The organism is Pseudomonas vranovensis, from assembly GCF_040438935.1.
Taxonomy (GTDB): Bacteria; Pseudomonadota; Gammaproteobacteria; order Pseudomonadales; family Pseudomonadaceae; genus Aquipseudomonas; species Aquipseudomonas vranovensis.
Map to the genome: position 1 here is coordinate 1,542,079 of NZ_CP159259.1, position 26,341 is coordinate 1,568,419.

The window sequence follows — 26,341 nt, forward strand, 5'->3', positions numbered from 1 at the left end:
ACCTGAAGTAATTCCGTCAGCCTTTGAGCGTAGCCATATCGATCACAAACCGGTACTTCACATCGCCCGCAATCATTCGGCTGTAGGCTTCGTTGATGTGACGAATATCGAGCATCTCGATGTCGCAGCGGATGTCGTGCTCGGCGCAGAACTCAAGCACCTCCTGGGTTTCGGCGATGCCGCCGATCAGGGAGCCGGCCAGCACCCGGCGCTTCATCACCAGGTTGGCGGCATGCAGGGCAGGGTCCACGGGTTCGATCAGGCCAACCAGGATGTGTACGCCATCGAACTTCAGGGTTTGCAGGTAAGGGTTCAGGTCGTGTTGTACCGGTATGGTGTCGAGCAGAAAGTCGAACTGCTCGGCCGCCGCCTGCATCTGCGCAGGGTCGGTGGACACGATCACATGATCGGCGCCCTGGCGGCGTGCTTCTTCGGCCTTGCTCTGCGAGCGGGTGAACAAGGTGACTTCAGCACCCAGAGCCTTGGCAAACTTGATGCCCATGTGGCCCAGGCCGCCCATGCCCAGAATGCCCACGCGGTCGCCGGGCTTGACCCCGTAGTGCTTGAGCGGCGAGTAGGTGGTGATGCCGGCGCACAGGATCGGCGCGGCGCCGGCCAGGTCCAGGGCCGCCGGAATGTGCAGGACGAAGCGCTCGCTGACCACGATGCTGTTGGAGTAGCCGCCCATGGTGTTGCTGCCGTCGATGCGGTCCGGGGTGGCGTAGGTCATGGTCGGGCCTTCGAGGCAGTACTGCTCCAGGTCTGCCCGGCAGGCTTCACAGTGCTGGCAGGAGTCGACCATACAGCCGACACCGACGTTGTCGCCGACCTGGTAGCGGCTGACGTTGTCGCCCACCGCCGTGACCCTGCCGACGATTTCATGGCCGGGCATCAGCGGGTACACGGCGATACCCCAGTCATTGCGGGCCTGGTGGATGTCCGAGTGGCACACACCACAATAGAGAATCTCGATGGCCACATCATCGGGACGCAGGGCGCGGCGCTGGAAGGTCATGGGGGCCAGGGGGGCAGTGGCGGACTGGGCGGCGTAGCCGATTGCTGTGTACATGGAGACCTCGCTAAATCGTTTAAGCGGATGAGCGCCCATTGTCCGCAGGGGCAGGGTGGCTGCCCACCATCAATCCTCCGTCAGTCATGCCTAAAACTCCGGAGTTGGCTGAGACTTGCACACAGTGGCCCTTGAAGCTGCGATCATGGCAGTGTCTATTCCTCCATCTCGGATTCCCATGCAACTGACCCGCCACGTTGATGCCAACGCCACCCTTTGCTCGTTGATCCGTACCCTGGCCGTGCGTCCGGGGTTCGTCGAAACGCACTTGCCCCAGGTGCAGGTGCTTCTGGCCAATCGCTACGTGGCCAGCAGCCCGCAAATCTATGAACCGAGCCTGATGATCCTCGCCCAGGGCAGCAAACTGGCGCGCCTGGGGCCACGTACCCTGGAATACGGGGCAGGGCATTATCTGGTGCAGGCGTTGTCGGTGCCATTCATGTGCGAGACCTTTGCCACTGAACAGGAGCCGTTGCTGGGAGTTTCGGTAGCCATTGACCGCATCGTCCTGGGGGAGCTGGTGCAGAGCATGGGGCTGCCGCCTGACCAGGCAATCGCAGCGCAGACGCCGGAGTCGATGACTTCGGCGGTGCTGGATGACGCCATGCGCGACAGTGTCGAGCGGTTGTTGCGTTGTTTGCAGGATCCGCTCGACAGTCAGGTGATGGGCGCGGCGCGTGTGCGGGAGGTGTTGTATGTGGCGCTGCGCGGGCCGCAGGCGGGGGTGTTGCGGGCATTGGTGGAGCAGCAGGGGCACTTTGCGCGGATCGCCGCGGCACTCAGTCATTTGCGTGAGCACTATGCCGAACCCTTGAGTGTCGATGCGTTGGCGGGGTGCGCGAACATGAGTGCCTCGACCTTTCATGAGCATTTCAAGCGCAGCACGTTGCTGTCGCCGATGCAGTACCTCAAGCGGCTGCGCTTGCTCAAGGCCCAGCAGATGTTGATCGGTGAAGGGCTGGGGGTGGCGCAGGTGGCGCATCGGGTGGGGTATCAGAGTACTTCGCAGTTCAGCCGTGAATACAAGCGCCATTTCGACCGCAGTCCCGGTGAAGAACAACCGTTCCTGTAAGCGCCTGCTTGCCCTGCGATGCCAGTGGATGGCGACTGTTGCGCAGTCGATCGCAGCCTGGTTCCTCGGCAGCGGTTACGTAGCCGCTGGCAACAGCCTGCGATCAGCCGCAATGCGGCCGCCATCACGCGGGGCTCGCTTTCAACTCCAGTGAACCGCCAGCCAAACGGTGGCTTGTGTACGGTCGGTCCACTCCACCCGGTGCCGGCAGTGGGCGGGCAGTTCGATGCAGTCGCCCGGGCGTATGACGCGTTCAACTGCCTCGTGCTCCAGGCGCAACCCGGCCGAGCCGCTGAGGACCACGACCCATTCGCCCTGCGGTTGGTCATACCAGAAGCCCGGTGGGCTGGCCTGGCCAAACGAGACGATGCGCTCAATGCGCAGGCCAGGGCGGCTGAGCAGGTTGTCGATGTGTTCCTGGGTGGTGTCCGCAGGCAGGGAAGTGAACAGGTTTTCGAGCATGGTGGTCTGCCTCTCGTCTGGCTTGGCATTGTGGTTTAAGGTGGCGTCTGCCTCTCATGATAGGGAAACATCATGAAACACCCGCTTTTGCAGCCCCTCGTTGCCGCGATGCTGATGAGCGCAGGCCTGCCGGCACTGGCGGCATTGCCCGGCGCGCCTTCCTATATCGACGATAGCGGTTATCCCGAGGCGGCCAAGCAGCGCATTCTGCCGCCGATGTTCGAGCAAGCCCTGACCAGCACCCGCTACATTGCCAAGGCGGATGACCCGCTGATCACCCAGGCCGAGGCCAGCAACTTCAACCAGACCAGCAACTACGATGAAACCCGTGCCTACCTGACCAAGCTGGCGGCGGCTTCCGGTGGCAGTGTCGTGCTGCACGAGTTGCCGGAAAAAAGCGCCGAGGGTCATCCGATGGTGATGGCCATCGCTTCGCTTGAGGTCGACAAGTCGCCGGCCGGGCTCAACGATTCGGGCAAGCCGACGATCTTCGTCGAGGCCGAGATCCACCCTGGCGAGGCCAACGGCAAGGACGCCATGTTCATGCTGCTGCGCGACATGACCACGGGTGACAAGCCGCTTGCCAGCCTGCTGGCCAAGGTCAACATTCTGTTCATACCCACCGTCAACATCGACGGCGACCTGCGCCGCAGCGCCTACGGCCGGATCAACCAGAACGGCCCGCAGGAAACCGGTTGGCGGGTCAACGGCCTGAACTACAACCTCAACCGCGATTTCACCAAGCTCGACAGCGCCGAGATCCGCAACGTCGCCTGGGTGTTCAATACCTATGACCTGAGCTTTTTTGCCGACACCCACTCCACCGACGGCGCCATGTACCCCTACGACAGTTCCTATTGCCACAACGGCAATGGCTGGTCGCCGGCCAGCAGCGCCTGGATGGACACGGTCATGCGCGCGCCGGTGTACCAGGCCCTGGAGGCAGACGGCCATGTGGTGCATGAGTGCATCAGCCTGAACGACAACCAGGACCCGAGCCAGGGCTACTACCCATACCGCACCGACTTCGCACGGTTCTCCAACCAGTACGGCGACATCCGCAACGTGCCGTCGATCTTGATCGAGCAGCATGCGCTGCACCCTTATCAGACCCAGGTGCTGGGCAACTACGTGATGCTCAAGAAAATGATCCAGGTGATCGGCGACCAGTCGGCCTCGCTCAGGGAAGCCATTCGCCAGGACCGCGAGCGTCTTGAAGCCCAGCAGGACGTGACCCTCACCTGGAAGCCAGGCAAGGTGCAGACTACGCCGTTCACCGTGGGAGACTACCGCTACGAGCAGTCGCCGATCACGGGGGCCAAGACCATTGTCTGGAGCAACAAGCCCAAGAAGCTGACGGTGCCGGTCACCGGCAACAGCGAGCCGGACCTTGTGGTCAAGCGTCCGCAGCAGTATGTGGTGCCCGCGCAATGGCGCGAGGTGATTGCCCGGCTCAAGGCCCATGGCATCCAGATGACCACCCTGGACAAGCCCACTGCCATGGCGGTCACCCTCTATCGCATGGACCAGGTCAAGGTGGCCGGCGGATTCGAGCCCGATCGCGCGCAACCGAACCAGATTCCCGGTTACGAAGGGCGTCTGCCGGTCAGTGGCGTGGGCAAGCCGTTCGAGCGCCTGCAGACCTTTCCGGCAGGTTCGGTGGTCATCGACCTTGACCAGCCTCTGGGCGTATTGGCGGTCAATTTGCTGTACCCGGAAAGCCCGGATTCATTCTGGGCCTGGGGGTTCTTCAACTCGACCCTGGTGGTGGCCGAAGAACCCGAGGAATACGTGATGGAACCCATGGCGCGCAAGATGCTTGCCGAGAGTCCGGCGCTCAAGGCCGAGTTCGAAAAGAAGCTCAAGGACGACAAGACCTTTGCCGCCAGCCCCGGTGCGCGCTTGCAGTGGTTTTACCAGCGTACGCCGTTCTATGACGTGAATGCGTTCGTGTATCCGGTCGGGGCGGTGTACTGATCGATCGCGGGGCAAGCCCGCTCTCACTGCCCCGCGAAAATCTCAACAACAAGGAATACCCAACGTGGCACCACAGCTGTCGATGGCAACGCTGCAGGCGTTCAATCGTTGTGTTCTGCAATTGGCCAGCCTGGCGCGCGAGGAGGGCGGCTCGCACTTTATCGCAGATGGCTTGCAGTCCTTCCGTGAGCTGGTGCCCTTTGCCTCGGCCTGGTGGGGTGAGATGTCTACAGGCGCTGCCAGCGTAGCGCCGCAAAGTTGGATGCACGGGCGTATCGACCTGCCCGACGCGTTCGCTGCCGAATGGCGCCAGGTGGCCGGCTTCGACAGCTTTGCCCACGACACCTTGGCCAGGGTGGGCAGGGTGGTGCGCGACAGCGAATTCACCGACCCGGTCGAAGCGGTCAATGTGTTTGCCCGCCGCTACGACCTCTACCACCTGATGTGCATTACCTTCGAACTGCCCGAAAGCGGGCTCAATTTTTTTGTCTGCCTGTACCGGGGTATTGACGATGTGGCGTTCGATGTCAGCGAAGAGGGCTTGTTTGCCGCCTTCTGCGATCACTTGCTGCAATTGTGGCGGTTCCAGGTCCAGGACATGATCCGGGTCGACACCGGCAACGGCGCCAGTGATTTCGGTGTGGCACGCCTGGATGGCAGCCTGTTGCACATCGGCGCGCGCCTGTGCGCTGCGATCGAGCGCGAGGTGCCGGGCTGGCACGGTTCGGTGCTGCCCTCCGAGGTGATCGCGCAGTTGCACAAAGTACCTTGTGTGATGCGCCTGGGACGTTGTGCCCTGACCCTGAGCCCCAATGGCGAGCATGTGATCCTGTCACTGGAAGCGCCGCCACCCGGTGTGATGCTGGCGCCCCGCGAGCGCACGGCGGCGATGCTGTTCGCCGCGGGCCATTCATACAAGGAAATCGCCCGCATTCTGTCGCTCAGCCCGGCCACAGTGCGCACCTATTTGCGCAACTGCTACGCCCAATTGGGGGTCAAGAGCAAGGTGGAGTTGGGCTCTGCCTTGCGTTCCGGGCTTGCAGGGGGTGAAAAATCCGCCTGACCCTCCTCATTTGCAGAGGTTCGCTCTTCGGCGGCGCGCTATAGGGTGTGCGCAGCCCCGATAAAAACAAGAGAGCGTTCCAATGCAACGATTGATTCCCACCCTGTTGGCCACCGCGCTGGCCGTTTCGTCCTTTCACGCCCTGGCTGCCGCCGACCTCGTGCTGGTCAATGGCAAGGTGTACACCGCCGAGCCCGGGCAGCGGCTGATGCAAGCGGTGGCCGTCAAGGACGGCAAGATCCTGCAAGTGGGCAGCGATGCCCAGATCAACGCGCTGGCCGATGCCAATACGCAACGCATCGACCTGGCCGGCAAGGTGCTGATGCCCGGCATGATCGACACCCACAGTCACCCGGTGGTGGCTGCTTTCGACAGCCTGGGTGCCAACCTGCAAGACGAAGAAAAACCGCTGCCGGAACTTGAGCAGTGGATCCTGGCCGAGGTCAAGGAGGGGCGCGGCCGGGCAGGTGATGTGATCAGTATTGCCGGGGTGAGCTCGGCCTATTGGGAGCAAAGCCGCGAGCTGGGCCAGGTGTTCAACCAGGGGCACTGGGTGGACCAACCGCTGGTGCTCGGCGGTATCGACGGCCATACCGGCTGGGCCAACAACGCCATGCTCAAGCGCCTGAACATCGACGCGGCATTGGTCAAGGGCATGTCGGAGCAGGACCGCAGCTACGTCGGCCACGACGCCGACTTCACCCCCAACGGTTACTTCTCCGAGTCGCGCTGGGACCAGGTGCGTAGCCAGATTCCGCCCGCCAGTGAAGAGGTCATGATCAAGGCCGCCCGAGAGGCGGTGCGGATCAATAACCAGTATGGGGTCACGGCCTGGATGGATGCCGCCTCGAACGCCGGTAGCGGCGACTCGCTGTTTGATTTCAAGGCCACCGAGCAGAGTGTCGGTGTGTTGCCGCTGTACCGCGCCCTGGCCGAGAAGGGTGAGCTCAATGCCCACGTCGCCGCCTTGATGATCGTCAACCCCAAGAGTCGGCCCGCCGACCTTGAAGTGCTGGCCAAGGTAATGAAGCAGTTCGAGGGGGTACCGAACCTGAGCTTTCCGGGAATCAAGGTGTTTGTCGACGGCGTTCTGGAGTACCCCGGCCAGACTGCTGCAGTGATTGCGCCGTACAAGAACAGCAAAAAGAACGGCCAGTTGCTGATCGAGCCGGAGCACTTCGGCGAACTGCTGGCTGCAGCCGAAAAACGTGACTGGATCGTACACATGCACGCGGTGGGCGACCGGGCGGTGCGTGAGTCGCTCAACGGCGTGGCGTATGCCCGCACGCTCAGCAGCACCCCCAAGGCCCACAGCATCAGCCACCTGCAACTGGTCGACCCCAAGGACTTTCCGCGCTTCAAGCAATTGGGCGTGATCGCATCGATGCAATTGCTCTGGGCCACTGGCGAGAGCTACACCGTCGAGTTGGTCAAGCCGTACATCAGCGCCTCGGCCTACGGCTACCAATACCCGGCCCATTCCCTGCAGAAGGCTGGTGCGACGATTGCCGGTGCCAGTGATTGGCCAGTGTCCAGTCCCAACCCCTGGAACGCCATTGCCCAGGCCATCACCCGCAAGGGACCGTTGGGGGTACTCAATGCCAACGAGAGCGTCGACCGCCAGGTCATGTTCCAGGCCTACACCCTCAATGCCGCCAAGACCCTGCGTCTTGAGCAGCAGATCGGCTCGCTGGCGCCGGGCAAGCAGGCTGACCTGATCGTGCTCGACCGTGATGTGTTCAAGGTCAGCAACGACGAGTTGTTCGATACCCAAGTGCTGAAAACCTTCTTCGCCGGCAAACAGGTCTACGCCCCGGCGTCCTGACCGCGCGCCCTGACCACGATGCCTGGTTCCTTGCCCCGCGATGGGCCGGGTCTCGCCTGCACGAATCTGCCCGTACATCGATAACAACAAGGGTTTCGTATGAACGCACGCGCCATCTTTACCGTTGCCAGCCTGATGCTGGTCCCTTTGACCAGTCAGGCCCTGACCCTGAACGACGATTTCAACCTGGAGCTGACCCTGGCCGCCGTCAGCGACTATCGCTCCCGGGGCGTGTCGCAGACCCTCGGCGACCCGGCGCTGCAAGCGGGTGCTACCTTGATCCACGGCAGTGGCCTGTACGTCGGCGCCTGGACTTCGAACGTCGACTACGGCTTCGACTACAAGACCCGCCAGGAGGTGGACTATTACGCTGGTTGGTACTGGCAGGCCACCGATGCCATCAGCCTGGACCTTGGCTATCTCAAGTACAGCTATCCCAAGGAAGGGCAGTTCAACATGAGCGAGGTCTACGCCATCCTCGACCTGTATGGGGTCAAGCTGAGCGTCAACTACTCCAGTGATTCTCCCAACGCCTTCGGTAAGGACCAGGACACCCTTTATAGCTACCTGGGCTACAGCTTCACCTTGCCTGCCGAGGTCGGGGTGGAGTTGCGGCTGGGCTACAACGACGTCAAGGACCCCGCGTTCTGGGCCACCAATGGTGATAATCGCGACGCCTACTACGAGTGGGAAGCCAAACTGACACGCGAGTTCGTCGGTGTCACCTGGGGCTTGAGCTACATCGATACCGACCTGAAAAAAAGCGAATGCATGAGTTGGTACGGCTATGACGACCTGTGTTCGGCAACCGTCGTGGTCAGTGCCAGCAAAGCGTTCTGACGGCTACGCGAGCCGCAGACTGTCGCCAGCGGTTACACCCGTGTGTAGCCGCTGCCGAGGAACGAGGCTGCGATCGACTGCGCAGCAGTCGCCCGCGATAGACTGTGTTCATCTCAGCCGATCAGACACCGTGTATGCCTCACAATCCGTCACCCCGCCCGTGGCAGGTCTTTTTCATCTTCCTGCGACTGGGCCTGACCTCGTTCGGCGGCCCGGTCGCTCACCTGGGCTATTTTCGCGACGAGTTCGTCACCCGCCGACGTTGGCTCAGCGAGCGCAGCTACGTCGACCTGGTGACGCTCTGTCAGTTTCTGCCAGGCCCTGCCAGCAGTCAGGTCGGCATCGCCCTGGGGCTGGCGCGAGCAGGTTACCGGGGCGCGCTGGCCGCCTGGCTGGGTTTTACGCTGCCTTCTGCGCTCATGCTGATACTGATCGCCCTGGGTGTTGCCGGTTTTGGCGCTGCCATTCCCTCCGGTGTGTTGCATGGTCTGCATGTGGTCGCCGTGGCGGTGGTGGCGCAGGCGGTGTGGGGCATGGGGCGTGCGTTGTGTCCAGATGCATCGAGGATTGCGCTGATGCTGATGGCCGCAGCTCTGGTGCTGGTAGTGCCGTCGCCCTGGGCGCAGGCAGGCGTGATGGTGGCGGCGGGGGTGGTGGGGCTTATTCTGTTCACGCCCGGCAAGGCCATCGGCCATGAACCATTGCCGATCACGGTCAGCAAACGCGCTGGTATGTGTTGGCTGGCGCTGTTTGTTGTCTTGTTGCTGGGGTTGCCGTTATTGGCCGAGCGCTGGCCGAGCCCAGCCCTGGCGATGTTCGATGCCTTCTATCGCAGTGGGTCGCTGGTGTTCGGCGGTGGTCACGTGGTGCTGCCGTTGCTCCAGGCCGAAGTGGTGCCCGCGGGCTGGGTGGGCAACGAAACGTTCCTGGCGGGATACGGCGCTACCCAGGCAATGCCGGGCCCCTTGTTTACCTTTGCTGCGTTCCTCGGTGCCTCGATGCAAACCGGGCCGTCGGGCTGGGCGGGCGGCGTGCTGTGCCTGGTGGCGATCTTTGTACCGTCGTTTCTGCTGGTGATGGGGGCGCTGCCGTTCTGGCAGCAGTTGCGGCAAAACCTGCGCATGCAAGCGGCGATGCAGGGCATCAACGCGGCGGTGGTCGGGTTGCTGCTGGCGGCGTTGTATCAGCCGGTGTGGACCAACGCCATTCTGCATCCGGTGGATATTGGCCTGGCGCTGCTGGCACTGCTGGCGTTGATGCGCTGGAAACTACCGCCGTGGCTGGTGGTGATCGGCTGTGGTGTAGCCGGCTGTCTATTGTAGGAGCGGGGCAAGCCCGCTCCTACGTGTGCAGTTCCATGTGGACGATGTCGATGGGTTGCCCACCGACCCCATGGCTGAAGACTCCCCGGCGGCGTGTCACGAACCCGTGCTTCTGGTAGAAGCCCTCGGCGTTCAAGGTCGATTCCACGTTGATGACGTCGATGCCTGGAGCCCGTGCCTTGTCGATCCCGATCTGCAACAAGCGCGCGCCCAGGCCCGTACCTGAGGCTTCGGGCAGGATGAACAGGCGCGTCACTTCCCCGGGCGCTGCATCGACAAAACCCACGATCCTGCCGTCATGCACAGCCACGACCATCTGGGTGTGTTCGATCTGTTGCTCATAGAACGCGGGTGTTCGTTCGCCCATCCAGCCCTTGAGTTGCTCAGGGCGGTAATGGTCGTTGGCCAAGGCGCTGATTGATTGGTGGGTAACATCGAAGATTGCCTGGCCATCGCCAGGTTGTGCGGGTCGAAGGGTATATCGTTGCATCACCACATCCTTGTTGTGCAGGTCAGACAGTCGCCAGGCAGGGTAGCAACTAGCGTTGCATGATGCCCAGCAACAACCGCTCGATCTGCGCCAACTCCCAGGTGCTCAGCAAGCTCACCGGATCGGTACCGTAGCGCTGCCAGGTGTCCAGCGACCCCTCACGGCCATCGGGGTGGCGGCAGTGTTCGCAGTGGTGCAGGCGATGGCCTTCGAAGTCCAGCAGCAACTGCCAGCCCTCGATGTCTACGTGTACCTGGCCGCGGGTGGAGCAGGGCGCCAGTGGCTGCAGCGCACGAATACCCAGGGCGGCGTCGCGCAATTGCTGGTAGACCTCACGGGGAGTCAGGGCGGGCATCTGTCATCTGTTCCTGGAAGGGGGATTGTATATTCACGGTGCCATCACGATAATGCGAGTAATTACCATTAGCGCGTGATGATCGAAGTGACCAGCTCTGTCGACTCAAAGGCTGTCGTGGCCCATTTGTACAGCGATCATCATCGCTGGTTGCGTGCCTGGCTTTATCGCCGGTTGAACTGCCCTCATGACGCTGCCGACCTGGCTCAGGACACCTTTGTCCGGGCCATGGGCAGCACGGCATTGCCAGCCATCGAGGAGCCCCGAGCCTTTCTGGCCACGGTTGCCCGACGGTTGCTCAGTAACCTGTTTCGCCGGCGTGCATTGGAGCAGGCGTATCTGGAAGAGCTGGGGCGCTTGCCGCTGCAGTGCATGCCGTCCGCCGAAGACGTGCTGTTGGTACGCGAAGCCCTGGCGCAGATCGACCGTCTGCTCGATGGGTTGCCGCGACGGGTTCGTCACGCCTTCATTCTGCATCGCCTGGAAGGGTTGAGCCAACCGTCGATTGCCGAGCACTTGGGTGTATCGCTGGCGACGGTGGAACGCGACCTGCGCCGGGCCTTCTTGCATTGCCTGAGTGTGAGCCCTGAATGAGTAACGTACCGGTCGATCGCGCTACCCACGAAGCGGTGGGCTGGCTGCTCAAACTCGAACAAGCGCCGACGCGCAGCCGCATGCAGCACGCCTTCGAGCTGTGGCTGCAGCGATGCCCGAGCCACCAGACGGCCTGGCAACGGGTCAACGCGGTGCTCGAGCAACCCCTGGCCGACCTGCAACTGGCCGAGCAGCGCACCCCAGGCCAGTTGGCCATGGCCAGCCGCAGCCTGCGCACGCAGGCTTCGCCGTCGCGGCGCAAGGTGCTGGGGGGGGGGCTGGCGATGCTGTTGCTGGGGCTGGGCGGCGCGGGGCTTGTCCATCGACGTATGCCGTTGGGTGATGTGCTGGCCGACCTGCACACCGGTACCGGCGAGCGCCGCACCTACACCCTGGCCGATGGCTCGCGCTTGCGTCTCAACGCCCGTAGCGCTGTGGACCTGCGCTTCGATGCCAGCCAACGCCTGGTAGTGCTGCGCGAAGGTGAGCTGCAGGTCGAAGTGGCCGCCGAACCCGGTCGGCCGTTTGTCGTCGCTACACGCCAGGGCCGGGTGCAAGCCCTCGGCACGCGTTTCGTGATGCGCCAGGAAGATCGGCAAAGCCTGGTGGCTGTGCAGCAGCACAGTGTGCTGCTCAGTACCGGCAGTGATGCGCCCCTCAGGGTTGACCAGGGCCAGGCATTTCGCTTCGACGGCCTGCACAGCGAGGCCCTGGCACCGTCGCTGCGCACCCGCGCCAGCTGGACCGATGGCCGGGTTGATGTACGCGACGAGCCGCTGGGTGATCTGGTCGAGGCCTTGCGCCCCTACCGCGCCGGGCTGCTGCGCATCAGCCCGCAAGCGGCACAAATCCGCGTGTACGGCAGCTTCCCGCTGGACGACAGTGATCGCACCTTGCTGTCGCTGAGTGAAACCCTGCCCATACGGGTCGACAGCCTTGGTAGTTGGTTGACCCGCATCGATGTGATCTGACTGAAAAATTCAGCGGGCCGTGAGGGGATCCGGCTACTGGCGTGTCCTCGTTATGGACAACAACTTTCAACGAGCCCACAGCCAATGCCCGATTCCATGATCCGCCCCAGCCTGCTGGCACTTGCCATCGCGCTGGGCAGCAGCGCACCGATGTACGTCCTGGCGCAGGACGAGCGCACCGTCAGTGCCACCCAGGCCTTCGACATTCCCGCCGGCGACCTGGGCGAAAGCCTGAGCCGCATAGCCCGTCAGTCCGGGCGTGTGCTGTCGGTGAACCCTGCGTTGGTGCAAGGCAAGCGGGCTGTCGGGGTCAGTGGTCAGTTCACCCCTGAACAGGCCGCCAGCCAGGCCCTGCGGGGCAGTGACCTGCGCTTGAGTATCACCGCTGGCGGCACCTGGAGCCTGGAGCCTGCGGTTGCCGGTAATGCCCTGGAGCTGAGCGCCACCCAGGTCACAGGCCAGGGTGATGTAGACGCCTGGGGCCCGGTAGTGGGCTATGTGGCCAAGCGCACCGGTACCGCCACCAAGACCGATACCTCGGTGCTGGAAACGCCGCAGACCATCAACATCATCACCCAGGAAGAGATCAAGGCGCTGGGCTCGCAGTCAGTGACCCAGGCCCTGCGCTATACCCCCGGCATCACCGGCGGGGGCTTTTCCGACCGTGTCGGTATCTTCGACGAACCTACCTCGCGGGGATTCAGCCCGACCCCCTTGTACCTGGATGGCCTGCATTTGCCCTACGGGGGCGGCAGTACCGGTGGTGCGCTGCAGATCGACCCCTACTTGCTGGAGCGTATCGAGGTGATGAAGGGGCCCGCGTCGGTGCTCTATGGTCAGAACCAGCCGGGCGGGCTGGTCAACATGGTGTCCAAGCGTCCGACCAGTGCCCCGTTGCGCGAGGTAGTGCTGGGGGGCGGCAGCCAGGATCGTCGTGCCGCTTCCTTCGACTTCGGCGGGCCACTGGATGAGCAGAGCGAGTTTCTTTATCGCCTGACCGGTAGCGGCTACGACAAGAATGGCGAGATCGACTACGTCGAATCACAGCGTTTTGTGTTGGCGCCCAGCCTGACCTGGGCCCCCAACGAGCAGACGCGCCTGACGCTCTACGGCCATTATCAGAAAGACAATGGCGTGCCGGAGGCCCAGGGCCTGCCTGCCGTGGGTACGGTGTTCGAGAGCCCCAACGGGCGGATCAAGCGCAGCCGTTTTATCGGCGAGCCGGGCGTCAATGCCTATGACCGCGAGCAATACACCTTCGGCTATGAATTGAGCCATGCCCTTGACGATGTCTGGACCCTCAAGCAGAACACCCGCTACGCCTATGTCGACGACCGTTACCGGGCACCACTGCATGGCTACCGTTTCGTCACCAACCCGCAGACCGGCGTCGACGACCAGCGTTACCAGACCCGCTACGGCGTCGACTGGGCGCAGCGCAACAAGGTGTTTGGCGTCGACAACATGGTCCAGGCCAAATTCAACACCTTCGATGTGGCCCACACCCTGCTGGTGGGGGTCGACTATTATCACTCCAATTCCAAGTTCCTCGGCCTGTATGACCGCAATCCGCCGATCATCGACCTGTATTCGCCGGTGTACGGCCAAGCGCTGAATTTTGGTCAACCGTACGATTGGGACAACACCGTGACCCAGACGGGCCTGTATGTGCAGGATCAGTTGAAGTGGGACAACTGGTTCCTGACCCTGGGCGGCCGCTATGACTGGGTCGAGGTGGACACCCGCCAGCCGATTGCCGGCAACTTCAGCAACGTCAAGGATGAGAAGTTCACCGGCCGGGCCGGGCTGGGCTACGCCTTCGACAATGGCGTCACGCCTTACGTCAGTTACTCCGAATCCTTCCTGCCATTGAGCGGTACCGACCGTGGCGGCAAACCGTTCGAGCCGTCCACCGGCAAGCAGGTCGAGGCTGGGGTCAAATACCAGCCGCCAGGCCAGGACAGCTTCATCCAGCTGTCGGTGTACGAAATCAAGCAGCAGAACATCCTTACCACCGACCCGAACGACATGGCCTTCAGCAGCCAGATAGGTGAATTGCGTTCGCGCGGTGTGGAACTGGAGGGCAAGGCCAACCTGACCGACAACCTGGGGGTGATCGCCTCGGTGTCGCGTAACGACGTGACCTACACCAAGGACAACGACGGGCGCGATGGGCGCCACCCTTCGGGCACGCCACCGATGACGGCCTCGTTGTGGCTGGATTATCACTTTATTGGCGATACCCCGTTGGCGGGCCTGGGGATGGGCCTGGGCACGCGGTATGTGCGTGGCAGTGACGGCAGTGACTTTGCCGAAGACAACTTCCACGTACCGTCCTATACCGTGTATGACGGCATGCTTTCCTACGATTTCCAGCAGTCGCCGCTGCGCCTTAAGGGCGTCAAGTTGCAGGTCAACCTGCAGAACCTGGAAGACAAAAAGTATGTCAGCCGTTGCAGCACCACTGTGGATTGCTACTACGGTGAAGGGCGTACATTGACCACCGACCTGACCTACAACTGGTAGGAGCGGTCAGGCGTCGCGCAACAGGTCGTGGGCATCGAGCAGCCGGTAGGCAATCTCCGGCTGACGCTCCAGGGCCCGGCGTATGGCGGCAGGAATACTCTGGCGGGTCTTGCGGCACAGGCCCGGCAGGTCGTCGATCTGGATGGTGAAACCACGCATGGTCCGCACTTCGTTGAAGCTTGGACTGATACGCAGGCGAATGCCCAGGTTCTCGTACAGCTTGCGCTGCATATGCTCGAGGTCGGCCAGGCTCTGCAGGTTTTCCAGGCGTTCGAGCAGGCGCTTTTCTTCTAGCCGGGTGAGCAGCAGGATGCGCAGGTCCTGCAGCGTTTCACGGCCGCAATCGCAGGCGCCGGGCGGGCAGGGGGAACGGGTGGGCGGGGTGGTGTCCATGTGCTTGAGCATAGCTACAGCGTTGATCGCGGGGCAAGCCCGATCCCACTGGTACTCACAAACGGGTGGGAGCGGGCTTGCCCCGCGATAGATTACTGCTTATTAAGCGTCCAACGGCCCGGCAACGACAGGTCCCCCGAGCTGACATCCCACACACTGCTTACGCACAGCAACGGGTTGTGCAGGTCGGCATTGATCTTCAGCGCCGCCGTCACGCCGTCGTAGTTGAAGCCCTGTGGAAAGCCCACTGCCGCCAGCGGCACGCTGATCCGCGCAGCATTCTTGTCCAGGCTCAGGTCGTAGCCGGGGGAATCGATGTAGATCGGCGCACCCGGCCAGGTGGCCGGAAGCGTCGGTTTTGCCCCCTCGGGGATGTCCCGCACCTTGAGCCCGCCCGGGCCACAGCTTTCATCCTTGCTCAACACCACCCAGTGGGAGTGCCACAGGCCACCGTCGTTGTCGGCCTTGCCGTCACGGTTTTCATCGAGCTTGGGTGTGTCGTCGAAGTCCGGATGCGAGGTCAGGGCCAGGGCCAGGATGCCGGCCTTGGCGTCGAAGCCTACGCTGCTGCTGTCAAGACTGGTGGGCCACACGTAACTGTAGACCTCGGCGCCGGCAAACGCGCCCTTGGCCGTGGGCAGGCGGCTGCCGGCCTTGCCGTCGACCAGTTGCTCGAACACCAGGTTGTCACCTTGCTTGTAGACCCGGGTATGGACCAGATCGAAGGCGGCCTCGGCATTGCCTTTGGCACTGGTGATGCCGGGGCTTTCATGGGCCCAGGCCTGGGTGGCGAGCAAGGTGAGGGTGAAGGCGAGTGTGCGTTTCATGGGATGACTCCGACTTGGGATTATGGTTTCGAATCGATACCAAACAGCCTAAGCCTATCCCGGTCTTTGTCAATATAGTTTTTATTCGATACTATCTATCGACGTCATCAATCGAGGCCACCCGCCGTGCTATTCGACCTGTTGGAAAGGCTGTCGAGCCTGACCCGCGTCTGGTTTCGCCAGCACCCGCTGTTGGCGGATCTGCAGCCCATTCAATTGAGCGCCTTGCTGTATTTGGCGCGTTGCAACCGCTACTCCAACACGCCGCTGGCGGTGACCGAGTACCTGGGGCTGACCAAGGGGACGGTGTCGCAGTCGCTCAAGGCCCTGGAGGCCAAGGGCTTGATCCTCAAGACCCAGGCGGTGAGTGACAAACGCAGCGTACACTTGAGCCTGACCGAACCCGCCCGGGCCTTGCTCGACGCGGTAATGCCGCCGGACTTCCTGGTCGCCGCCACCGAGCGCATGGGCGCGCGCGCCCAGGACCTGGAGGGGTTGCTGGCCGACCTGTTGCGCACCCTCCAGCGCAACGAAAACGTACCGGGTTTCGGCCTGTGCAAGACCTGCCGCTTTCATCGCATTACGGCCACCGGTGGTTTTTGTGAACTGACCCGGGAGCCTTTGGCCGTGGCCGAATGCGATTTGATCTGCCGCGAGCATCAGCTCGCCGAACTGACGGAGTGACTGCCCATGACGGTAAACCTCGTGATGCTTGATACCGTACTCACCGGCAGGGCGGTGCTCTACACCCGGCCGGGCTCGCACAGTGCCATCGACAAGCAGCCGCGTACCGGGGAGGTCGCGGTGACCGCGCTGGGCCTGGCCGGCGACGAACAGGGCGACCTGCGGGTACACGGCGGCAAGGAAAAGGCGATCCATCATTACCCCCGCGAGCATTACGACGCATGGGCCCTGGAACTGGGTGGCCATCCACTGCTGCAGGCGCCGGGTGCCTTCGGCGAGAACTTCAGCACCTACGGCTGGACCGAGCACACGGTGTGCCTAGGGGATCGCCTGAGGGTGGGCAGCGCGGTGCTGGAAATCTCCCAGGGGCGCATGCCGTGCTGGAAGCTCAATGACCGCTTTGGGGTCAGGGACATGTCGTTAAGGGTCCAGCAGAGTGGCCGTACCGGCTGGTATTACCGCGTGCTGGAGGAGGGCATGGTGGCTGCAGGGGCGCTGATCGAATTGATCGAACGGCCTTGCCCGAAATGGTCTGTGGCGCGGTTATCGTCAGTGTTGTTCGACAAGCAGGTGGACGCCGACATTCTGCGCCAGTGCCTGGCACTGCCACTGGCACCCTCCTGGCGGCGTACCCTGGAGCGCCGTCTGGAAAAGGCCGAAGTCGAAGACTGGGCGCCGCGGCTGCAGGGTCCTGGCATCGAACGACCGGTCTGATCGGGGTATACTCGCGACCCGTTCTGCCTTTATCCGAGTACCACGATGGGTCTTACCATTTCAGCAGCGCCTGAGCGCCGCTTCACTGTTCCGATGTGTGCGCTGGCGCTGTTGCTGGCAGGTGCGTTCTTCCTCAACAGCGCCGCCGGCCTGCAACAGGTCTTGCTGCTAATCGTCGGCGCGGCCCTGGGGCTGACGCTTTACCATGCTGCCTTCGGCTTTACCTCGGCCTGGCGGGTGTTCATCACCGAACGCCGCGGTGCTGGCCTGCGTGCGCAGATGGTCATGCTCAGCGTGGCCGTGCTGCTGTTTTTCCCGGCCTTGAGTGCAGGCACCCTGTTCGGCACGCCAGTGACCGGGCTGGTCGCCCCGATCGGGGTGTCGGTGGTGTTCGGTGCGTTCATCTTCGGTATCGGCATGCAGATGGGCGGCGGTTGTGCGTCGGGCACGCTGTTCACGGTGGGCGGCGGCAATGCGCGCATGCTGGTGACGCTGCTGTTCTTCATCATCGGTTCGGTGACCGCGACCCACCATGCCGATTGGTGGTTTGCGCTGCCTTCATTGCCTGCCACGTCGATCGTCAAGGAATGGGGCGTGATGCCGGCCCTGGTGGCGAGCCTGGGGGTGTTTGCCGCCATCGCCTGGCTGACCCGTTTGCTGGAGAAGCGCCGTCACGGACAACTGGAGTCGCCGGTGCAGAGCGATGTGCGCGGCTTGCGCCGTTTCCTGCAAGGGCCCTGGCCGCTGGTGTGGGGCGCGGTAGCGCTGGCACTCCTCAACTACGCCACCCTGGCGCTGGCCGGTCGCCCCTGGGGCATTACCTCGGCGTTCGCCTTGTGGGGCGCCAAGACCTTGAGCGGGCTGGGCGTGGATGTCGGCAGCTGGGTGTTCTGGCAAGCGCCTGCCAACGCCAAGGCCCTGGCTTCGCCGCTCTGGCAGGACATCACCACGGTCATGGACATCGGTATCGTGCTGGGGGCCTTGCTCGCCGCCGGGCTTGCCGGGCGCTTTGCGCCGAACCTCAACATTCCGCTGCGTTCACTGGTCGCGGCGGTGGTGGGCGGCTTGCTGCTGGGGTACGGCTCGCGTCTGGCCTATGGCTGCAACATCGGTGCGTACTTCAGTGGTATTGCCTCGGGCAGCCTGCATGGCTGGTTGTGGCTGGTCGCCGCCTATGCCGGCAACCTGGTGGGCGTGCGCCTGCGCCCGTTTTTCTTTGTCGGCGAGCGGCGCCCGGTGCAGCTCAGCGGCTGCTGATACTGCACGCTAGCACGTGCCTGGGCTTACGGGGTGATCGCTACTTTCATCACCCCGTCACGCTGATGGGCGAACAGCTCGTAGGCCGCTTCGATATCGTCGAGCTTGAAGCGGTGGGTCACCAGTGGCTTGAGGTCGACGCTGCCACTGCCTACCACTTCCATCAACCGGCGCATGCGCTCCTTGCCGCCGGGGCACAGGGTACTGACAATGCTGTAGTCACCCAGGCCGGCGGCAAAGGCCGACAGCGGAATGCTCAGGTCGGACGAGTACACCCCAAGGCTCGACAGCGTGCCGCCCGGACGCAGGACGCGCAGCGCCGACTCGAAGGTCGATTGAGTGCCAAGGGCTTCGATCGACACGTCCACACCCCGGCCATGGGTCAAGGCCATGGTCTGCTCCACCACGTTGCCTTGCTTGAAATCGACCACGTGGGTAGCCCCCAGTTGGCGGGCAACACTCAGGCGCGCGGGGACTGTGTCGACGCCGATGATAGTGGTTGCACCCATCAACTTGGCCCCGGCCACAGCGCACAAGCCAATCGGTCCCAGGGCAAATACCGCGACGGTGTCGCCAATGCGCACGCCCCCGCGTTCAGCTCCGGAGAACCCGGTGGACATGATGTCCGGGCACATCAGCACCTGCTCATCGCTCAGCCCATCTGGAATCGGTGACAGGTTGGCCATGGCATCGGGCACCAGGACGTACTCGGCCTGGCAACCGTCGATGGTATTGCCGAATTTCCAGCCACCTGCCGGGCGAAAGCCGTGCGCGGTGCCGGGGCCGTCCTGCGAAGCACAACCGCACAGGCAGGCGTAGCTGTGGCCGCTGGGCGTGATGGCGCCGGCGATCACCCGCTGGCCTTCGATGAAGCCCTGGACCTGTGAGCCGAGTTTTTCGATGATGCCGACCGGCTCGTGACCGATGGTCAGGCCCTTGGCGACCGGGTACTCGCCGCGCAGGATATGCACGTCGGTGCCGCAGAGGGTGGTGGTAGTAATGCGCAGCAGCGCATCGGAGGGACCCACTTCGGGAATGGGTTTTTCATCCAGAACAATGCGGTTCTTCTCGACGAAGATTGCCGCTTTCATGCGGGACATGGCCATTTCTCCTGAACAGGTGTGCGTGGCTGGGTCGTGCAGTCTTCGTTCAGGGTGCGCGTGTTGGGCGGGGATTGCTATTGATGGGGATCATTAAAAAGCATCGCGGGGAGTAGCCGCTGCCAGCAGGCTGCGATCGGCCGCGAAGCGGCCGTAGAATTAGCAGGGCGACTGCTGTGCAGCCTGGCGGCAGCGGCTACAAGGGCAGTTGCCCCACAATGTTTGCATCAGGCGGCGGAGCTAAGCTTCTTTACGCCCGATACCTTGGCCACTTGCTTGCGGCAGGCTTCACCGAAGGCTTCGAACATCTTCACGGAGTCCGGGTTCTTCGCGGCTTGCCATTCCGGGTGCCACTGAACGGCGAACAGGAACGGCGACAGGCTTGGCGCGTGAATGGCCTCGACCAGGCCGTCTTCGGCGCGGGCCAGTGGCTCGATGCCCTTGCCGAGGTTTTTCAGGCCCTGGCCGTGCAGCGAGTTGACGCGGATCTCGTCAGTCTTGAGCAGCTTCTGCAGCCAGGTGCCTTGCTCGATACGCACGCTGTGAACCGCGCTGTACTGCACATCGACCGGATCTTCCGGGTTTTCCCGGTGATCGTTGAAGCCAGGCTCGGCGTAGACCTTCTGGTAGATGTCACCCCCCAGGGCCACGTTGATTTCCTGCATGCCACGGCAGATACCGAAGATCGGCAGGCCGCGGGCGATGGCAAGCTTGACCAGCGGAATGTCGAACAGGTCGCGGTTGCGGTCCTGGCCTTTGCCCGGGGTTTCGTTCTCCTGGCCGTACAGGGCCGGGTCGATGTTGCTGCCGGCACCGGTCAGGTACACGCCATCGGCCATGTCCAGGTAGGTTTCCAGGTCTTCGACGCCGCAGCAGGTCGGAACCAGCACCGGAACGCAGCCAGCGTGTTCAACCAGAGGGGTAATGTATTTGTGGGTCATGACCTGATAATCGTGACCTTTGCGCTCCTGGGAGCCCATGGTCATCAGGACGACGGGTTTACGAAGGGTTTGATTCTTATTGCCAATGTTGCTGTTGGGCATATGTCACCTTGGGACAGGCGCGGCCTGTCATTATTGTGCAGGCGCGCAATTGAAACCTGGGCGCTACCTGAGGTTTCGAGCACTGCCGGAACGCCGCGCTAGGCCAGCATTTCCGGTCGAAACCTGTCATACAGCTTGCCAGAGCCGTTTAATATGTCAAACGACTTCAGATTGCGCAGGCGAAGGCTCTCATTGCATAAGTGCAATTTTAGGGCTGCAGGCCAGATGGCACGGTGCGGGCGTCGATTTCGCAGTTAATTATTATTAACAGCGCTTCGGGGTGGGAGGTGCGCAGGCGCGCGGTGCTGACGTTCACATTGGCTTGATCAATACATCGCGGGGCAAGTCGAGACTTGCCCCGCGATGTGTTCAGTCAGTGCAGAATCTGCGCAAGAAACCCCTTGGCCCGCGCACTCTGCGGGTTGTTGAAGAACGCCTCGGGGCTGGCATCCTCGATGATCTGCCCGCCGTCGAGAAACAACACGCGCTCGGCCACCTGTCGGGCGAAGCCCATCTCGTGGGTCACGCAGAGCATGGTCATGCCGGTGTCGGCCAGTTTCACCAGCACATCCAGCACTTCGGCGACCATTTCCGGGTCCAGCGCCGAGGTCGGCTCGTCGAACAGCATGATCTTCGGCTTCATGCACAGCGCCCGGGCAATCGCCACCCGTTGCTGCTGGCCACCGGAGAGCTGGCTGGGGTATTTGCCGGCCTGGCTTTCGATGCCCACTTTGTTCAAATAGAACCGCGCACGCTCCTCGGCTTCCTTGCGTGACAGGCCGCGTACGGTCATCGGCGCCAGGGTGCAGTTGTCCAGCACGCTCATGTGCGGGAACAGGTTGAAGTGCTGGAACACCATGCCGATTTCGCTGCGCACCTGGCCCGCTTCACGGGTGGTCAGGGCGAGGTCGGTGTCGTTGACACGGATGCTGCCATGCTCGGCGATTTCCAGGCGGTTGATGCAGCGGATCAAGGTCGACTTGCCCGACCCCGAAGGCCCGCACAGGACGATGCGTTCGCCCTCGCGCACGTTGAGGTTGATGTCGCGCAGCACATGGAAGGCGCCGTAGTGTTTGTTCAGCCCCTCGATACGCACCACGACCTTGCGCGGGTCGGTTTGCGCGGCAGGGTGGCTGGATGCAAGGCTCAGTGAAGCGGTCATGTTGTTATTCTCCCGCGATCAATTGAAGCGTGCCGCGCTGTAGGGCGCAGGGTCGGTGAAGGTGGTTTCGCCGGTCATCATCTCGGCCAGCAAGCGGCCGCTGACCGGGCCCAGGGTCAGGCCATGGTGGGCGTGGCCGAAGTTGAACCACAGGCCTTTGTGCCCTGCGGCGGGGCCAATGACCGGGCGCATGTCGGGCAGGCACGGGCGTCGGCCCAGCCAGGGTTGGGCGTCGACGCGCTTGCCCAGCGGGAAGATCTTGCGCGCCAAGGCTTCGCAGCGCTGCAGTTGGATCTCGTTGGCGGCATCGCTGCTGGCGGCAAACTCGATGCCGGTCGTCAGCCGAATGCCCTGGGCCATCGGCGCCAGCACATAGCCGCCCTGGCCATCGCAGATCGAGTGCTTGAGCTGGGCACCGTCACGGCCCTGGTAGTGCATGTGGTAGCCGCGCTTGATCTCCAGCGGGATGCGGTAGCCCAGCGGCTTGAACAGGTCGCCTGCCTGCGGACCCAGGGCAATCACCACCTCGGGCGCGGTGATCGGGCCCTGGCGGCTGTCGACCTGCCACTCGCTGTCGATCTGGCGCAGCGTGCGCGCATCGCCATGGATGAACTGGCCACCGCGTTTGACGAACAGCGCGGCGTAGCCACGGGTCAGGGCGCCGGGGCTGGTGACCGTCTTGGGGTCGAGCCAGTGGATGCCGCCGACCACATCAGGGGTGAGGTCCGCTTCACGGGCATGCAGTTGCTGGCGGTCGAGTATTTCGTAGTTCAGCCCATAGGGCTTGAGCGCATGGGCATCGACCTTTGCCTTGCTGAAGGCGGCGTCGTTGCGAAACACCTCGATCCAGCCGTTGGCCTTGACCAGCTCGCCAAGCCCTGCCGCTTCGATCAGGGCATCGTGCTCTTCCACGCAGCGCTCCACCAGCGGCAGCATGGCACGGGTGGCCACGGCCAGGCCGGCGGTGGAGGAGTTTTGCCAATATTTGAACAGCCAGGGGGCGATCTTCGGTACGTGGGTGAGGCTGTAGCGCACGTCGGACTGGCGATTGAGGCCGTAGCGCAGCAGGCTCGACAGCTCGCGGGGGAAGGCATAGGGAATGACGCTCGAGCGCTCGATCAGCCCGGCGTTGCCATGGCTGGTGCCGCTGCCAGGCTCGTCGCGGTCGATGAGGATGACCTTGCGCCCGCGGGCCTGCAGGTGAAGGGCCGTACTGACGCCGACAATCCCGGCGCCCAGAACGATGGTTTGACAATGCATTGGAACGATCCTCACAGAGCAGGCAATCAGCGCAGGTGGCGGCCCAGTCGGGCTTCTATGTGTTTGAGGCTGCGGCGCACGATCTCGACGATCAGCAGGTAGAGCACGGCGGCCCACAGGTAGATCTGGAAGTCGAAGCTGCGCGAGAAGGCCAGCTTGGTCACGCCCATCAGGTCGTAGATGGTCACCAGCGATGCAATCGCACTGGCCTTGATCATCAGGATCAGTTCATTGCCCAGCGGGCCGATGGCAACGATCAGCGACTGCGGCAGGATCACCTTGAAAAAAGTCGTCGAGCGTTTAAGGCTCAAGGCCTTGGCCGCCTCGTACTGGCCGGGGGCAACGGCCAGCAGGCTGCCACGAAAGATCTCCGCCTGGTAGGCCGCGGTATTGAGGGTGAAGGCGAGTACCGTGCAGTACCAGGCGTCACGGAAAAACCACCACAGGCCGACGTCCTGCCAGAAAGCCTTGAGCGAGCCCAGGCCGTAGTACAGCAGGAACAGCTGCGCCAGCAGTGGCGAGCCACGGAAGAAGTAGATGTAGCCGGCGCTGAAGCGCTGCAACAGCACGTTGTTCGACAGCCGCGCCAGAGCCAGGAGCATGCCCAGCAGGGCGCCCAGGGTGAAGGAAATCGCCACCAGCTTGCCGGTCACCAGCAGGCCGTCGATAAAGCGAGGGCCGTAGCGTTCGAGCAGGTCGGGGTCCAGTACCAGTGCCAGCAGTTGATCGAAGCTCATGTCCGGGCGCTCCGCATGTGGCGACTGAAATACTGTTCGATGTACACGAAGACCCGGCCCGACAGTGCCGAGAACAGCAGATAGCCCAGGCAGGCGACGCCATAGAAGAACATCGGCTCCTTGGTCACGCTGACGGCAAGGTTGGTCTGGCGCATCAGGTCGACCAGCGAGATGGTCGAGACCAGCGAGGTGTCCTTGAGCAGCGACAGCCAGTTGTTCGACAACCCCGGCATGGCAATGCGTACCAGTTGCGGGAACACCACTTTGCGAAAGGTGGTGGCCTTGCTCAGGCCCAGGGCCTGGGAGGCTTCGTACTGGCCTTTGGCGACAGTCTTGAAGGCACCCAGCCAGATTTCGCTGGAGAAGGCGGCGAATACCAGGCTGAAGGCAATCATTGCGGCCAGGAAGGTGTTGATCATCACTTCGCCTTCATAGCCCATGGCAGCGAGGATTTTCTGCGCGGCGATCTGGCAGCCGTAGTAGATGATCAGCAGGGTGAGCAGTTCAGGCAGGCCACGGAAAACCGTGGAGAACACGGTCGCCACGGCCCGCGGAAAACGCTTGGGCGAGCGGGCCATCAGCGCCACGCCCAGGCCCAGCGGCAAACCGATCGGCAGGCAGGCCAGGGCCAGCGAAATGGTCACCAGGGCGCCGGCCAGCAGGGCCTGGCCCCAGCCGCCGCTGGCGAAAGATAACAGGGACAGTTGGTCGAGCATGGGCGAACCCTCTTGCTGGAAGAGTGAGCGGTGCTTCTATGGGTTGATCGCGGGGCAAGTCGAGACGTCGCCCCGCGATTACTCACTGATAGATATCGAAGTCGAAGTAACGACTGGCGATCTTCTGGTAGGTGCCGTTGGCGACGATTTCGTCCAGGGCTTTGTTCAGCCGCTCACGCAGGGCGGTGTCTTCCTTGCGCACGGCAATCGAGGCGTCGGCCTTGGTGCCGTTGACGTCGCCAAGGATCTTGCAGCAGTCCTTGCCGGCCTTGCCCAGCCATTCGTGGAGGGGGAACTTGTCGGCGATCACACCGTCCAGGCGCCCGGCCGCGAGGTCGGCATTGGCTTCATCGAGGGTAGGGTAGAGTTTGACGTCGGCACCGGCCTTGCCATAGACGTCTTCAGCGTAGATGGCCTGGGTCGAGGAGGCTTGCGCGCCGACCGTGTAGCCCTTGAAATCGGTCTGGGCGTCGCTGATCTCGCTGTCCTTGGGTACGGCAACCGACAGCGGGGTCTTGTAGTAGTGGTTGGTGAAGGCAATTTTCTTGCGCCGCTCCTGGGTGTCGATCATCGAGGCCACCACCGCGTCGTACTTCTTGGCCATCAGCGCCGGGATGATGCCTTCCCAGTCCTGGGCAACGAGGGTGCATTCGACTTTCATCTGCTCGCACAGGGCCTTGGTGATGTCCACATCAAAGCCGTGCAGCTGGTTATCCGAATCGACATAGTTGAACGGCGGGTATGCGCCTTCAGTGGCAATCTTGAGGGTCTCGGCATGGGCCGAAGTGATGCCGGCGAGCAGCAGGGCGCACGCACCTGCAAAGCGGATAACGGGTTTCATGTCACACCTCGATCTGTTGTTTGCACTCTTGCTATTGTTTGCTCGTTGACGTGTAGCCAACGAATTCGTTGTGTAGAGCGGCAGTTGCTTCCAAGCGTTTTTCAACATCCGGTCCTAGCTTCTTGCAGACCTCGTTGACCATCAGGTGTACCCACGACAGCATCGTCGCGGTGGACTCCCAGAACAGATTGAATTCGGTGGGGATACGAAACACCTCATCGGCGTTGGCATCGGCCCAGTCACAAAAGGTGTCGGTTACCAGTGTTACCGGGATGCCCGCCTCGTGTGCCTTGCGGCACAGGGTCAGGGCATGGCGTGAGTAACGACGCGCTTCGAACACCACCAGGGCGCTGTCGGCCGGGTCGCTGAGCAGTACCTCGCCAAAATGCCCGGCACTGCCGTCAACCACCTGCACGCCATCGCGCAAGTACTGCAGCAGGTGGGTCATGCACAGGGCGATGCCGCGCTCGGTCTGAAAGCCGGCGACGAACACCTTGCGCCGCTGCGCCAGGCGCTGGCTGACGGTTTGCCAGGCGTCGGTACGGCTGTACTCATAGACCCGCACCAGCGCCCCGACTTCTTGCTCAAGGCTGCGGGCGATGCCGGCGGCATCCTTGCCATGGTGTTGGCGGAATTCTTGCAAACGATCACCGACCAGCCAGGGGCCATCGCCCAGATCGTCCTTGAGATCGTGTTTGAGCGCCTTGAGGTGCTCATAGCCCAGGGCACGGCAGAACCGCCCGACACTGGACTCACTGACGCCGATTTTCGCTGCCAGGCTTGCCGAGGTTTCAAACGGCAGGTCGGTGAGGTTGGCGAGCATGTAGCTGGCGATCTTGCGACCCGAAGCCGCTGCGTTGTGCAGGCTGTTTTCCAGGCGTTGCTTGATCGGTTGGCTCACGGGCAGTTCTCGAAGGCGGTTGCACTTGAAAACAGAAAATGAATGTTTTCTGTCACCAAGTCAACATTTGACAGTTTGCTGTCACTGCGCGAGAGTTCCCGCCATGCCCAGCGCTGCAGCCCATACCAAATCCAAAAAGG

At 62.7% G+C, this 26,341-nt stretch carries 26 protein-coding genes; 12 read left to right on the forward strand and 14 right to left on the reverse strand.

The genetic code is table 11. The annotated features are described in order from the left end of the window. Positions 1-16: 16 nt before the first annotated feature. On the reverse strand, positions 17-1,069 hold the full coding sequence (locus ABVN19_RS07240; RefSeq protein WP_105642592.1) for an NAD(P)-dependent alcohol dehydrogenase: 1,053 nt from the start codon (positions 1,067-1,069) through the stop codon (positions 17-19). Positions 1,070-1,247: 178 nt separating this feature from the next. Between ABVN19_RS07240 and ABVN19_RS07245 the strand changes: the two genes are divergently transcribed. Then, the gene (locus ABVN19_RS07245) at positions 1,248-2,141 is read left to right on the forward strand and encodes an AraC family transcriptional regulator (protein WP_105642591.1); all 894 of its coding nucleotides are present in this window, start codon (positions 1,248-1,250) and stop codon (positions 2,139-2,141) included. A gap of 141 nt (positions 2,142-2,282) precedes the next feature. On the opposite strand, the gene ABVN19_RS07250 is transcribed toward ABVN19_RS07245, so the two are convergent. Then, entirely contained in the window at positions 2,283-2,603 is a 321-nt protein-coding gene (locus tag ABVN19_RS07250) for a cupin domain-containing protein (RefSeq protein ID WP_105642590.1), read from the reverse strand. 72 nt (positions 2,604-2,675) lie between these two features. Here ABVN19_RS07250 and ABVN19_RS07255 point away from each other — a divergent pair, with 72 nt between their 5' ends. From ABVN19_RS07255 to chrA, 5 genes are all read left to right on the forward strand, one after another. Then, positions 2,676-4,580, forward strand: coding sequence for a M14 family metallopeptidase (locus tag ABVN19_RS07255; RefSeq protein WP_028941971.1), 1,905 nt, complete (start codon positions 2,676-2,678; stop codon positions 4,578-4,580). Positions 4,581-4,662: 82 nt separating this feature from the next. Beyond that, positions 4,663-5,643 (forward strand): helix-turn-helix transcriptional regulator, encoded by a 981-nt coding sequence (locus ABVN19_RS07260; protein WP_105642619.1) that lies wholly within the window; start codon positions 4,663-4,665, stop codon positions 5,641-5,643. 82 nt (positions 5,644-5,725) lie between these two features. After that, the gene (locus ABVN19_RS07265; RefSeq protein ID WP_105642589.1) at positions 5,726-7,468 is read left to right on the forward strand and encodes an amidohydrolase; all 1,743 of its coding nucleotides are present in this window, start codon (positions 5,726-5,728) and stop codon (positions 7,466-7,468) included. Positions 7,469-7,567: 99 nt separating this feature from the next. After that, entirely contained in the window at positions 7,568-8,308 is a 741-nt protein-coding gene (locus ABVN19_RS07270) for a TorF family putative porin (protein WP_028941974.1), read from the forward strand. 134 nt (positions 8,309-8,442) lie between these two features. Then, positions 8,443-9,630, forward strand: a complete 1,188-nt coding sequence (gene chrA / locus ABVN19_RS07275) for a chromate efflux transporter (RefSeq protein WP_105642588.1) — start codon at positions 8,443-8,445, stop codon at positions 9,628-9,630. 19 nt (positions 9,631-9,649) lie between these two features. Here the strand turns inward: chrA and ABVN19_RS07280 are convergent, their stop codons facing one another. Then, positions 9,650-10,120, reverse strand: coding sequence for a GNAT family N-acetyltransferase (locus ABVN19_RS07280; RefSeq protein WP_105642587.1), 471 nt, complete (start codon positions 10,118-10,120; stop codon positions 9,650-9,652). A 49-nt stretch (positions 10,121-10,169) separates the two neighbouring features. Next, on the reverse strand, positions 10,170-10,475 hold the full coding sequence (locus ABVN19_RS07285) for a hypothetical protein (protein ID WP_028941977.1): 306 nt from the start codon (positions 10,473-10,475) through the stop codon (positions 10,170-10,172). Between the two features lie 78 nt (positions 10,476-10,553). Between ABVN19_RS07285 and ABVN19_RS07290 the strand changes: the two genes are divergently transcribed. The 3 genes from ABVN19_RS07290 (at position 10,554) to ABVN19_RS07300 (ending at position 14,566) form a co-directional block, all read left to right on the forward strand. Beyond that, on the forward strand, positions 10,554-11,069 hold the full coding sequence (locus ABVN19_RS07290; protein ID WP_177431081.1) for a sigma-70 family RNA polymerase sigma factor: 516 nt from the start codon (positions 10,554-10,556) through the stop codon (positions 11,067-11,069). Further along, positions 11,066-12,040 carry a FecR domain-containing protein gene (locus ABVN19_RS07295; protein WP_028941979.1) on the forward strand — a complete coding sequence of 325 codons (975 nt, stop codon included), beginning with the start codon at positions 11,066-11,068 and terminating at the stop codon, positions 12,038-12,040. The genes ABVN19_RS07290 and ABVN19_RS07295 overlap by 4 nt, the downstream gene beginning before the upstream one ends. An 84-nt stretch (positions 12,041-12,124) precedes the next feature. Beyond that, entirely contained in the window at positions 12,125-14,566 is a 2,442-nt protein-coding gene (locus ABVN19_RS07300; RefSeq protein WP_105642843.1) for a TonB-dependent siderophore receptor, read from the forward strand. 6 nt (positions 14,567-14,572) lie between these two features. Here the strand turns inward: ABVN19_RS07300 and ABVN19_RS07305 are convergent, their stop codons facing one another. Together ABVN19_RS07305 and ABVN19_RS07310 are read right to left on the reverse strand one after the other, a co-directional pair. Beyond that, positions 14,573-14,959, reverse strand: a complete 387-nt coding sequence (locus ABVN19_RS07305) for a hypothetical protein (RefSeq protein ID WP_028941981.1) — start codon at positions 14,957-14,959, stop codon at positions 14,573-14,575. Between the two features lie 92 nt (positions 14,960-15,051). Further along, a complete protein-coding gene (locus tag ABVN19_RS07310; RefSeq protein ID WP_105642663.1) occupies positions 15,052-15,786 on the reverse strand; it encodes a hypothetical protein in 735 nt (244 codons plus the stop codon). A 126-nt stretch (positions 15,787-15,912) separates the two neighbouring features. Between ABVN19_RS07310 and ABVN19_RS07315 the strand changes: the two genes are divergently transcribed. Genes ABVN19_RS07315 through ABVN19_RS07325 form a run of 3 tightly spaced genes read left to right on the forward strand, consistent with a single transcriptional unit; the run spans position 15,913 to position 18,441 of the window. Beyond that, positions 15,913-16,470 carry a MarR family transcriptional regulator gene (locus ABVN19_RS07315; RefSeq protein WP_028941983.1) on the forward strand — a complete coding sequence of 186 codons (558 nt, stop codon included), beginning with the start codon at positions 15,913-15,915 and terminating at the stop codon, positions 16,468-16,470. A gap of 6 nt (positions 16,471-16,476) precedes the next feature. After that, the gene (locus ABVN19_RS07320) at positions 16,477-17,184 is read left to right on the forward strand and encodes an MOSC domain-containing protein (RefSeq protein WP_028941984.1); all 708 of its coding nucleotides are present in this window, start codon (positions 16,477-16,479) and stop codon (positions 17,182-17,184) included. A gap of 45 nt (positions 17,185-17,229) precedes the next feature. After that, entirely contained in the window at positions 17,230-18,441 is a 1,212-nt protein-coding gene (locus ABVN19_RS07325; protein ID WP_028941985.1) for a YeeE/YedE family protein, read from the forward strand. A 26-nt stretch (positions 18,442-18,467) separates the two neighbouring features. Here ABVN19_RS07325 and ABVN19_RS07330 read toward each other — a convergent pair whose 3' ends face one another. The 8 genes from ABVN19_RS07330 to ABVN19_RS07365 all read right to left on the reverse strand — a co-directional run bounded on the left by ABVN19_RS07330 (position 18,468) and on the right by ABVN19_RS07365 (position 26,201). Next, a complete protein-coding gene (locus ABVN19_RS07330) occupies positions 18,468-19,541 on the reverse strand; it encodes an NAD(P)-dependent alcohol dehydrogenase (protein WP_105642664.1) in 1,074 nt (357 codons plus the stop codon). Between the two features lie 227 nt (positions 19,542-19,768). Then, positions 19,769-20,584 (reverse strand): type 1 glutamine amidotransferase, encoded by an 816-nt coding sequence (locus ABVN19_RS07335; protein ID WP_105642665.1) that lies wholly within the window; start codon positions 20,582-20,584, stop codon positions 19,769-19,771. Positions 20,585-20,957: 373 nt separating this feature from the next. Then, positions 20,958-21,746, reverse strand: a complete 789-nt coding sequence (locus tag ABVN19_RS07340; protein ID WP_028941988.1) for an amino acid ABC transporter ATP-binding protein — start codon at positions 21,744-21,746, stop codon at positions 20,958-20,960. Positions 21,747-21,764: 18 nt separating this feature from the next. Beyond that, a complete protein-coding gene (locus ABVN19_RS07345; RefSeq protein ID WP_105642666.1) occupies positions 21,765-23,006 on the reverse strand; it encodes an FAD-binding oxidoreductase in 1,242 nt (413 codons plus the stop codon). 26 nt (positions 23,007-23,032) lie between these two features. After that, positions 23,033-23,743, reverse strand: coding sequence for an ABC transporter permease subunit (locus ABVN19_RS07350; protein ID WP_105642667.1), 711 nt, complete (start codon positions 23,741-23,743; stop codon positions 23,033-23,035). Next, a complete protein-coding gene (locus ABVN19_RS07355; RefSeq protein WP_028941991.1) occupies positions 23,740-24,459 on the reverse strand; it encodes an ABC transporter permease subunit in 720 nt (239 codons plus the stop codon). Before ABVN19_RS07355 ends, ABVN19_RS07350 begins: the two co-directional genes overlap by 4 nt. A gap of 82 nt (positions 24,460-24,541) precedes the next feature. Continuing rightward, positions 24,542-25,300: a transporter substrate-binding domain-containing protein gene (locus ABVN19_RS07360; protein ID WP_028941992.1), complete on the reverse strand. Its 759-nt coding sequence runs from the start codon at positions 25,298-25,300 to the stop codon at positions 24,542-24,544. A gap of 31 nt (positions 25,301-25,331) precedes the next feature. Next, positions 25,332-26,201, reverse strand: a complete 870-nt coding sequence (locus tag ABVN19_RS07365) for a MurR/RpiR family transcriptional regulator (protein WP_028941993.1) — start codon at positions 26,199-26,201, stop codon at positions 25,332-25,334. Between the last annotated feature and the right edge of the window lie 140 nt (positions 26,202-26,341).

What these genes read in the sequence shown, in the direction of transcription:
- ABVN19_RS07240 (WP_105642592.1), bottom strand. Translation starts at nt 1,069, where the DNA reads ATGTACACAGCAATCGGCTACGCCGCCCAGTCCGCCACTGCCCCCCTG.
- ABVN19_RS07245 (WP_105642591.1), top strand. Translation starts at nt 1,248, where the DNA reads ATGCAACTGACCCGCCACGTTGATGCCAACGCCACCCTTTGCTCGTTG.
- ABVN19_RS07250 (WP_105642590.1), bottom strand. Translation starts at nt 2,603, where the DNA reads ATGCTCGAAAACCTGTTCACTTCCCTGCCTGCGGACACCACCCAGGAA.
- ABVN19_RS07255 (WP_028941971.1), top strand. Translation starts at nt 2,676, where the DNA reads ATGAAACACCCGCTTTTGCAGCCCCTCGTTGCCGCGATGCTGATGAGC.
- ABVN19_RS07260 (WP_105642619.1), top strand. Translation starts at nt 4,663, where the DNA reads ATGGCAACGCTGCAGGCGTTCAATCGTTGTGTTCTGCAATTGGCCAGC.
- ABVN19_RS07265 (WP_105642589.1), top strand. Translation starts at nt 5,726, where the DNA reads ATGCAACGATTGATTCCCACCCTGTTGGCCACCGCGCTGGCCGTTTCG.
- ABVN19_RS07270 (WP_028941974.1), top strand. Translation starts at nt 7,568, where the DNA reads ATGAACGCACGCGCCATCTTTACCGTTGCCAGCCTGATGCTGGTCCCT.
- chrA (WP_105642588.1), top strand. Translation starts at nt 8,443, where the DNA reads ATGCCTCACAATCCGTCACCCCGCCCGTGGCAGGTCTTTTTCATCTTC.
- ABVN19_RS07280 (WP_105642587.1), bottom strand. Translation starts at nt 10,120, where the DNA reads ATGCAACGATATACCCTTCGACCCGCACAACCTGGCGATGGCCAGGCA.
- ABVN19_RS07285 (WP_028941977.1), bottom strand. Translation starts at nt 10,475, where the DNA reads ATGCCCGCCCTGACTCCCCGTGAGGTCTACCAGCAATTGCGCGACGCC.
- ABVN19_RS07290 (WP_177431081.1), top strand. Translation starts at nt 10,554, where the DNA reads ATGATCGAAGTGACCAGCTCTGTCGACTCAAAGGCTGTCGTGGCCCAT.
- ABVN19_RS07295 (WP_028941979.1), top strand. Translation starts at nt 11,066, where the DNA reads ATGAGTAACGTACCGGTCGATCGCGCTACCCACGAAGCGGTGGGCTGG.
- ABVN19_RS07300 (WP_105642843.1), top strand. Translation starts at nt 12,125, where the DNA reads ATGCCCGATTCCATGATCCGCCCCAGCCTGCTGGCACTTGCCATCGCG.
- ABVN19_RS07305 (WP_028941981.1), bottom strand. Translation starts at nt 14,959, where the DNA reads ATGGACACCACCCCGCCCACCCGTTCCCCCTGCCCGCCCGGCGCCTGC.
- ABVN19_RS07310 (WP_105642663.1), bottom strand. Translation starts at nt 15,786, where the DNA reads ATGAAACGCACACTCGCCTTCACCCTCACCTTGCTCGCCACCCAGGCC.
- ABVN19_RS07320 (WP_028941984.1), top strand. Translation starts at nt 16,477, where the DNA reads ATGACGGTAAACCTCGTGATGCTTGATACCGTACTCACCGGCAGGGCG.
- ABVN19_RS07325 (WP_028941985.1), top strand. Translation starts at nt 17,230, where the DNA reads ATGGGTCTTACCATTTCAGCAGCGCCTGAGCGCCGCTTCACTGTTCCG.
- ABVN19_RS07330 (WP_105642664.1), bottom strand. Translation starts at nt 19,541, where the DNA reads ATGTCCCGCATGAAAGCGGCAATCTTCGTCGAGAAGAACCGCATTGTT.
- ABVN19_RS07335 (WP_105642665.1), bottom strand. Translation starts at nt 20,584, where the DNA reads ATGCCCAACAGCAACATTGGCAATAAGAATCAAACCCTTCGTAAACCC.
- ABVN19_RS07340 (WP_028941988.1), bottom strand. Translation starts at nt 21,746, where the DNA reads ATGACCGCTTCACTGAGCCTTGCATCCAGCCACCCTGCCGCGCAAACC.
- ABVN19_RS07345 (WP_105642666.1), bottom strand. Translation starts at nt 23,006, where the DNA reads ATGCATTGTCAAACCATCGTTCTGGGCGCCGGGATTGTCGGCGTCAGT.
- ABVN19_RS07350 (WP_105642667.1), bottom strand. Translation starts at nt 23,743, where the DNA reads ATGAGCTTCGATCAACTGCTGGCACTGGTACTGGACCCCGACCTGCTC.
- ABVN19_RS07355 (WP_028941991.1), bottom strand. Translation starts at nt 24,459, where the DNA reads ATGCTCGACCAACTGTCCCTGTTATCTTTCGCCAGCGGCGGCTGGGGC.
- ABVN19_RS07360 (WP_028941992.1), bottom strand. Translation starts at nt 25,300, where the DNA reads ATGAAACCCGTTATCCGCTTTGCAGGTGCGTGCGCCCTGCTGCTCGCC.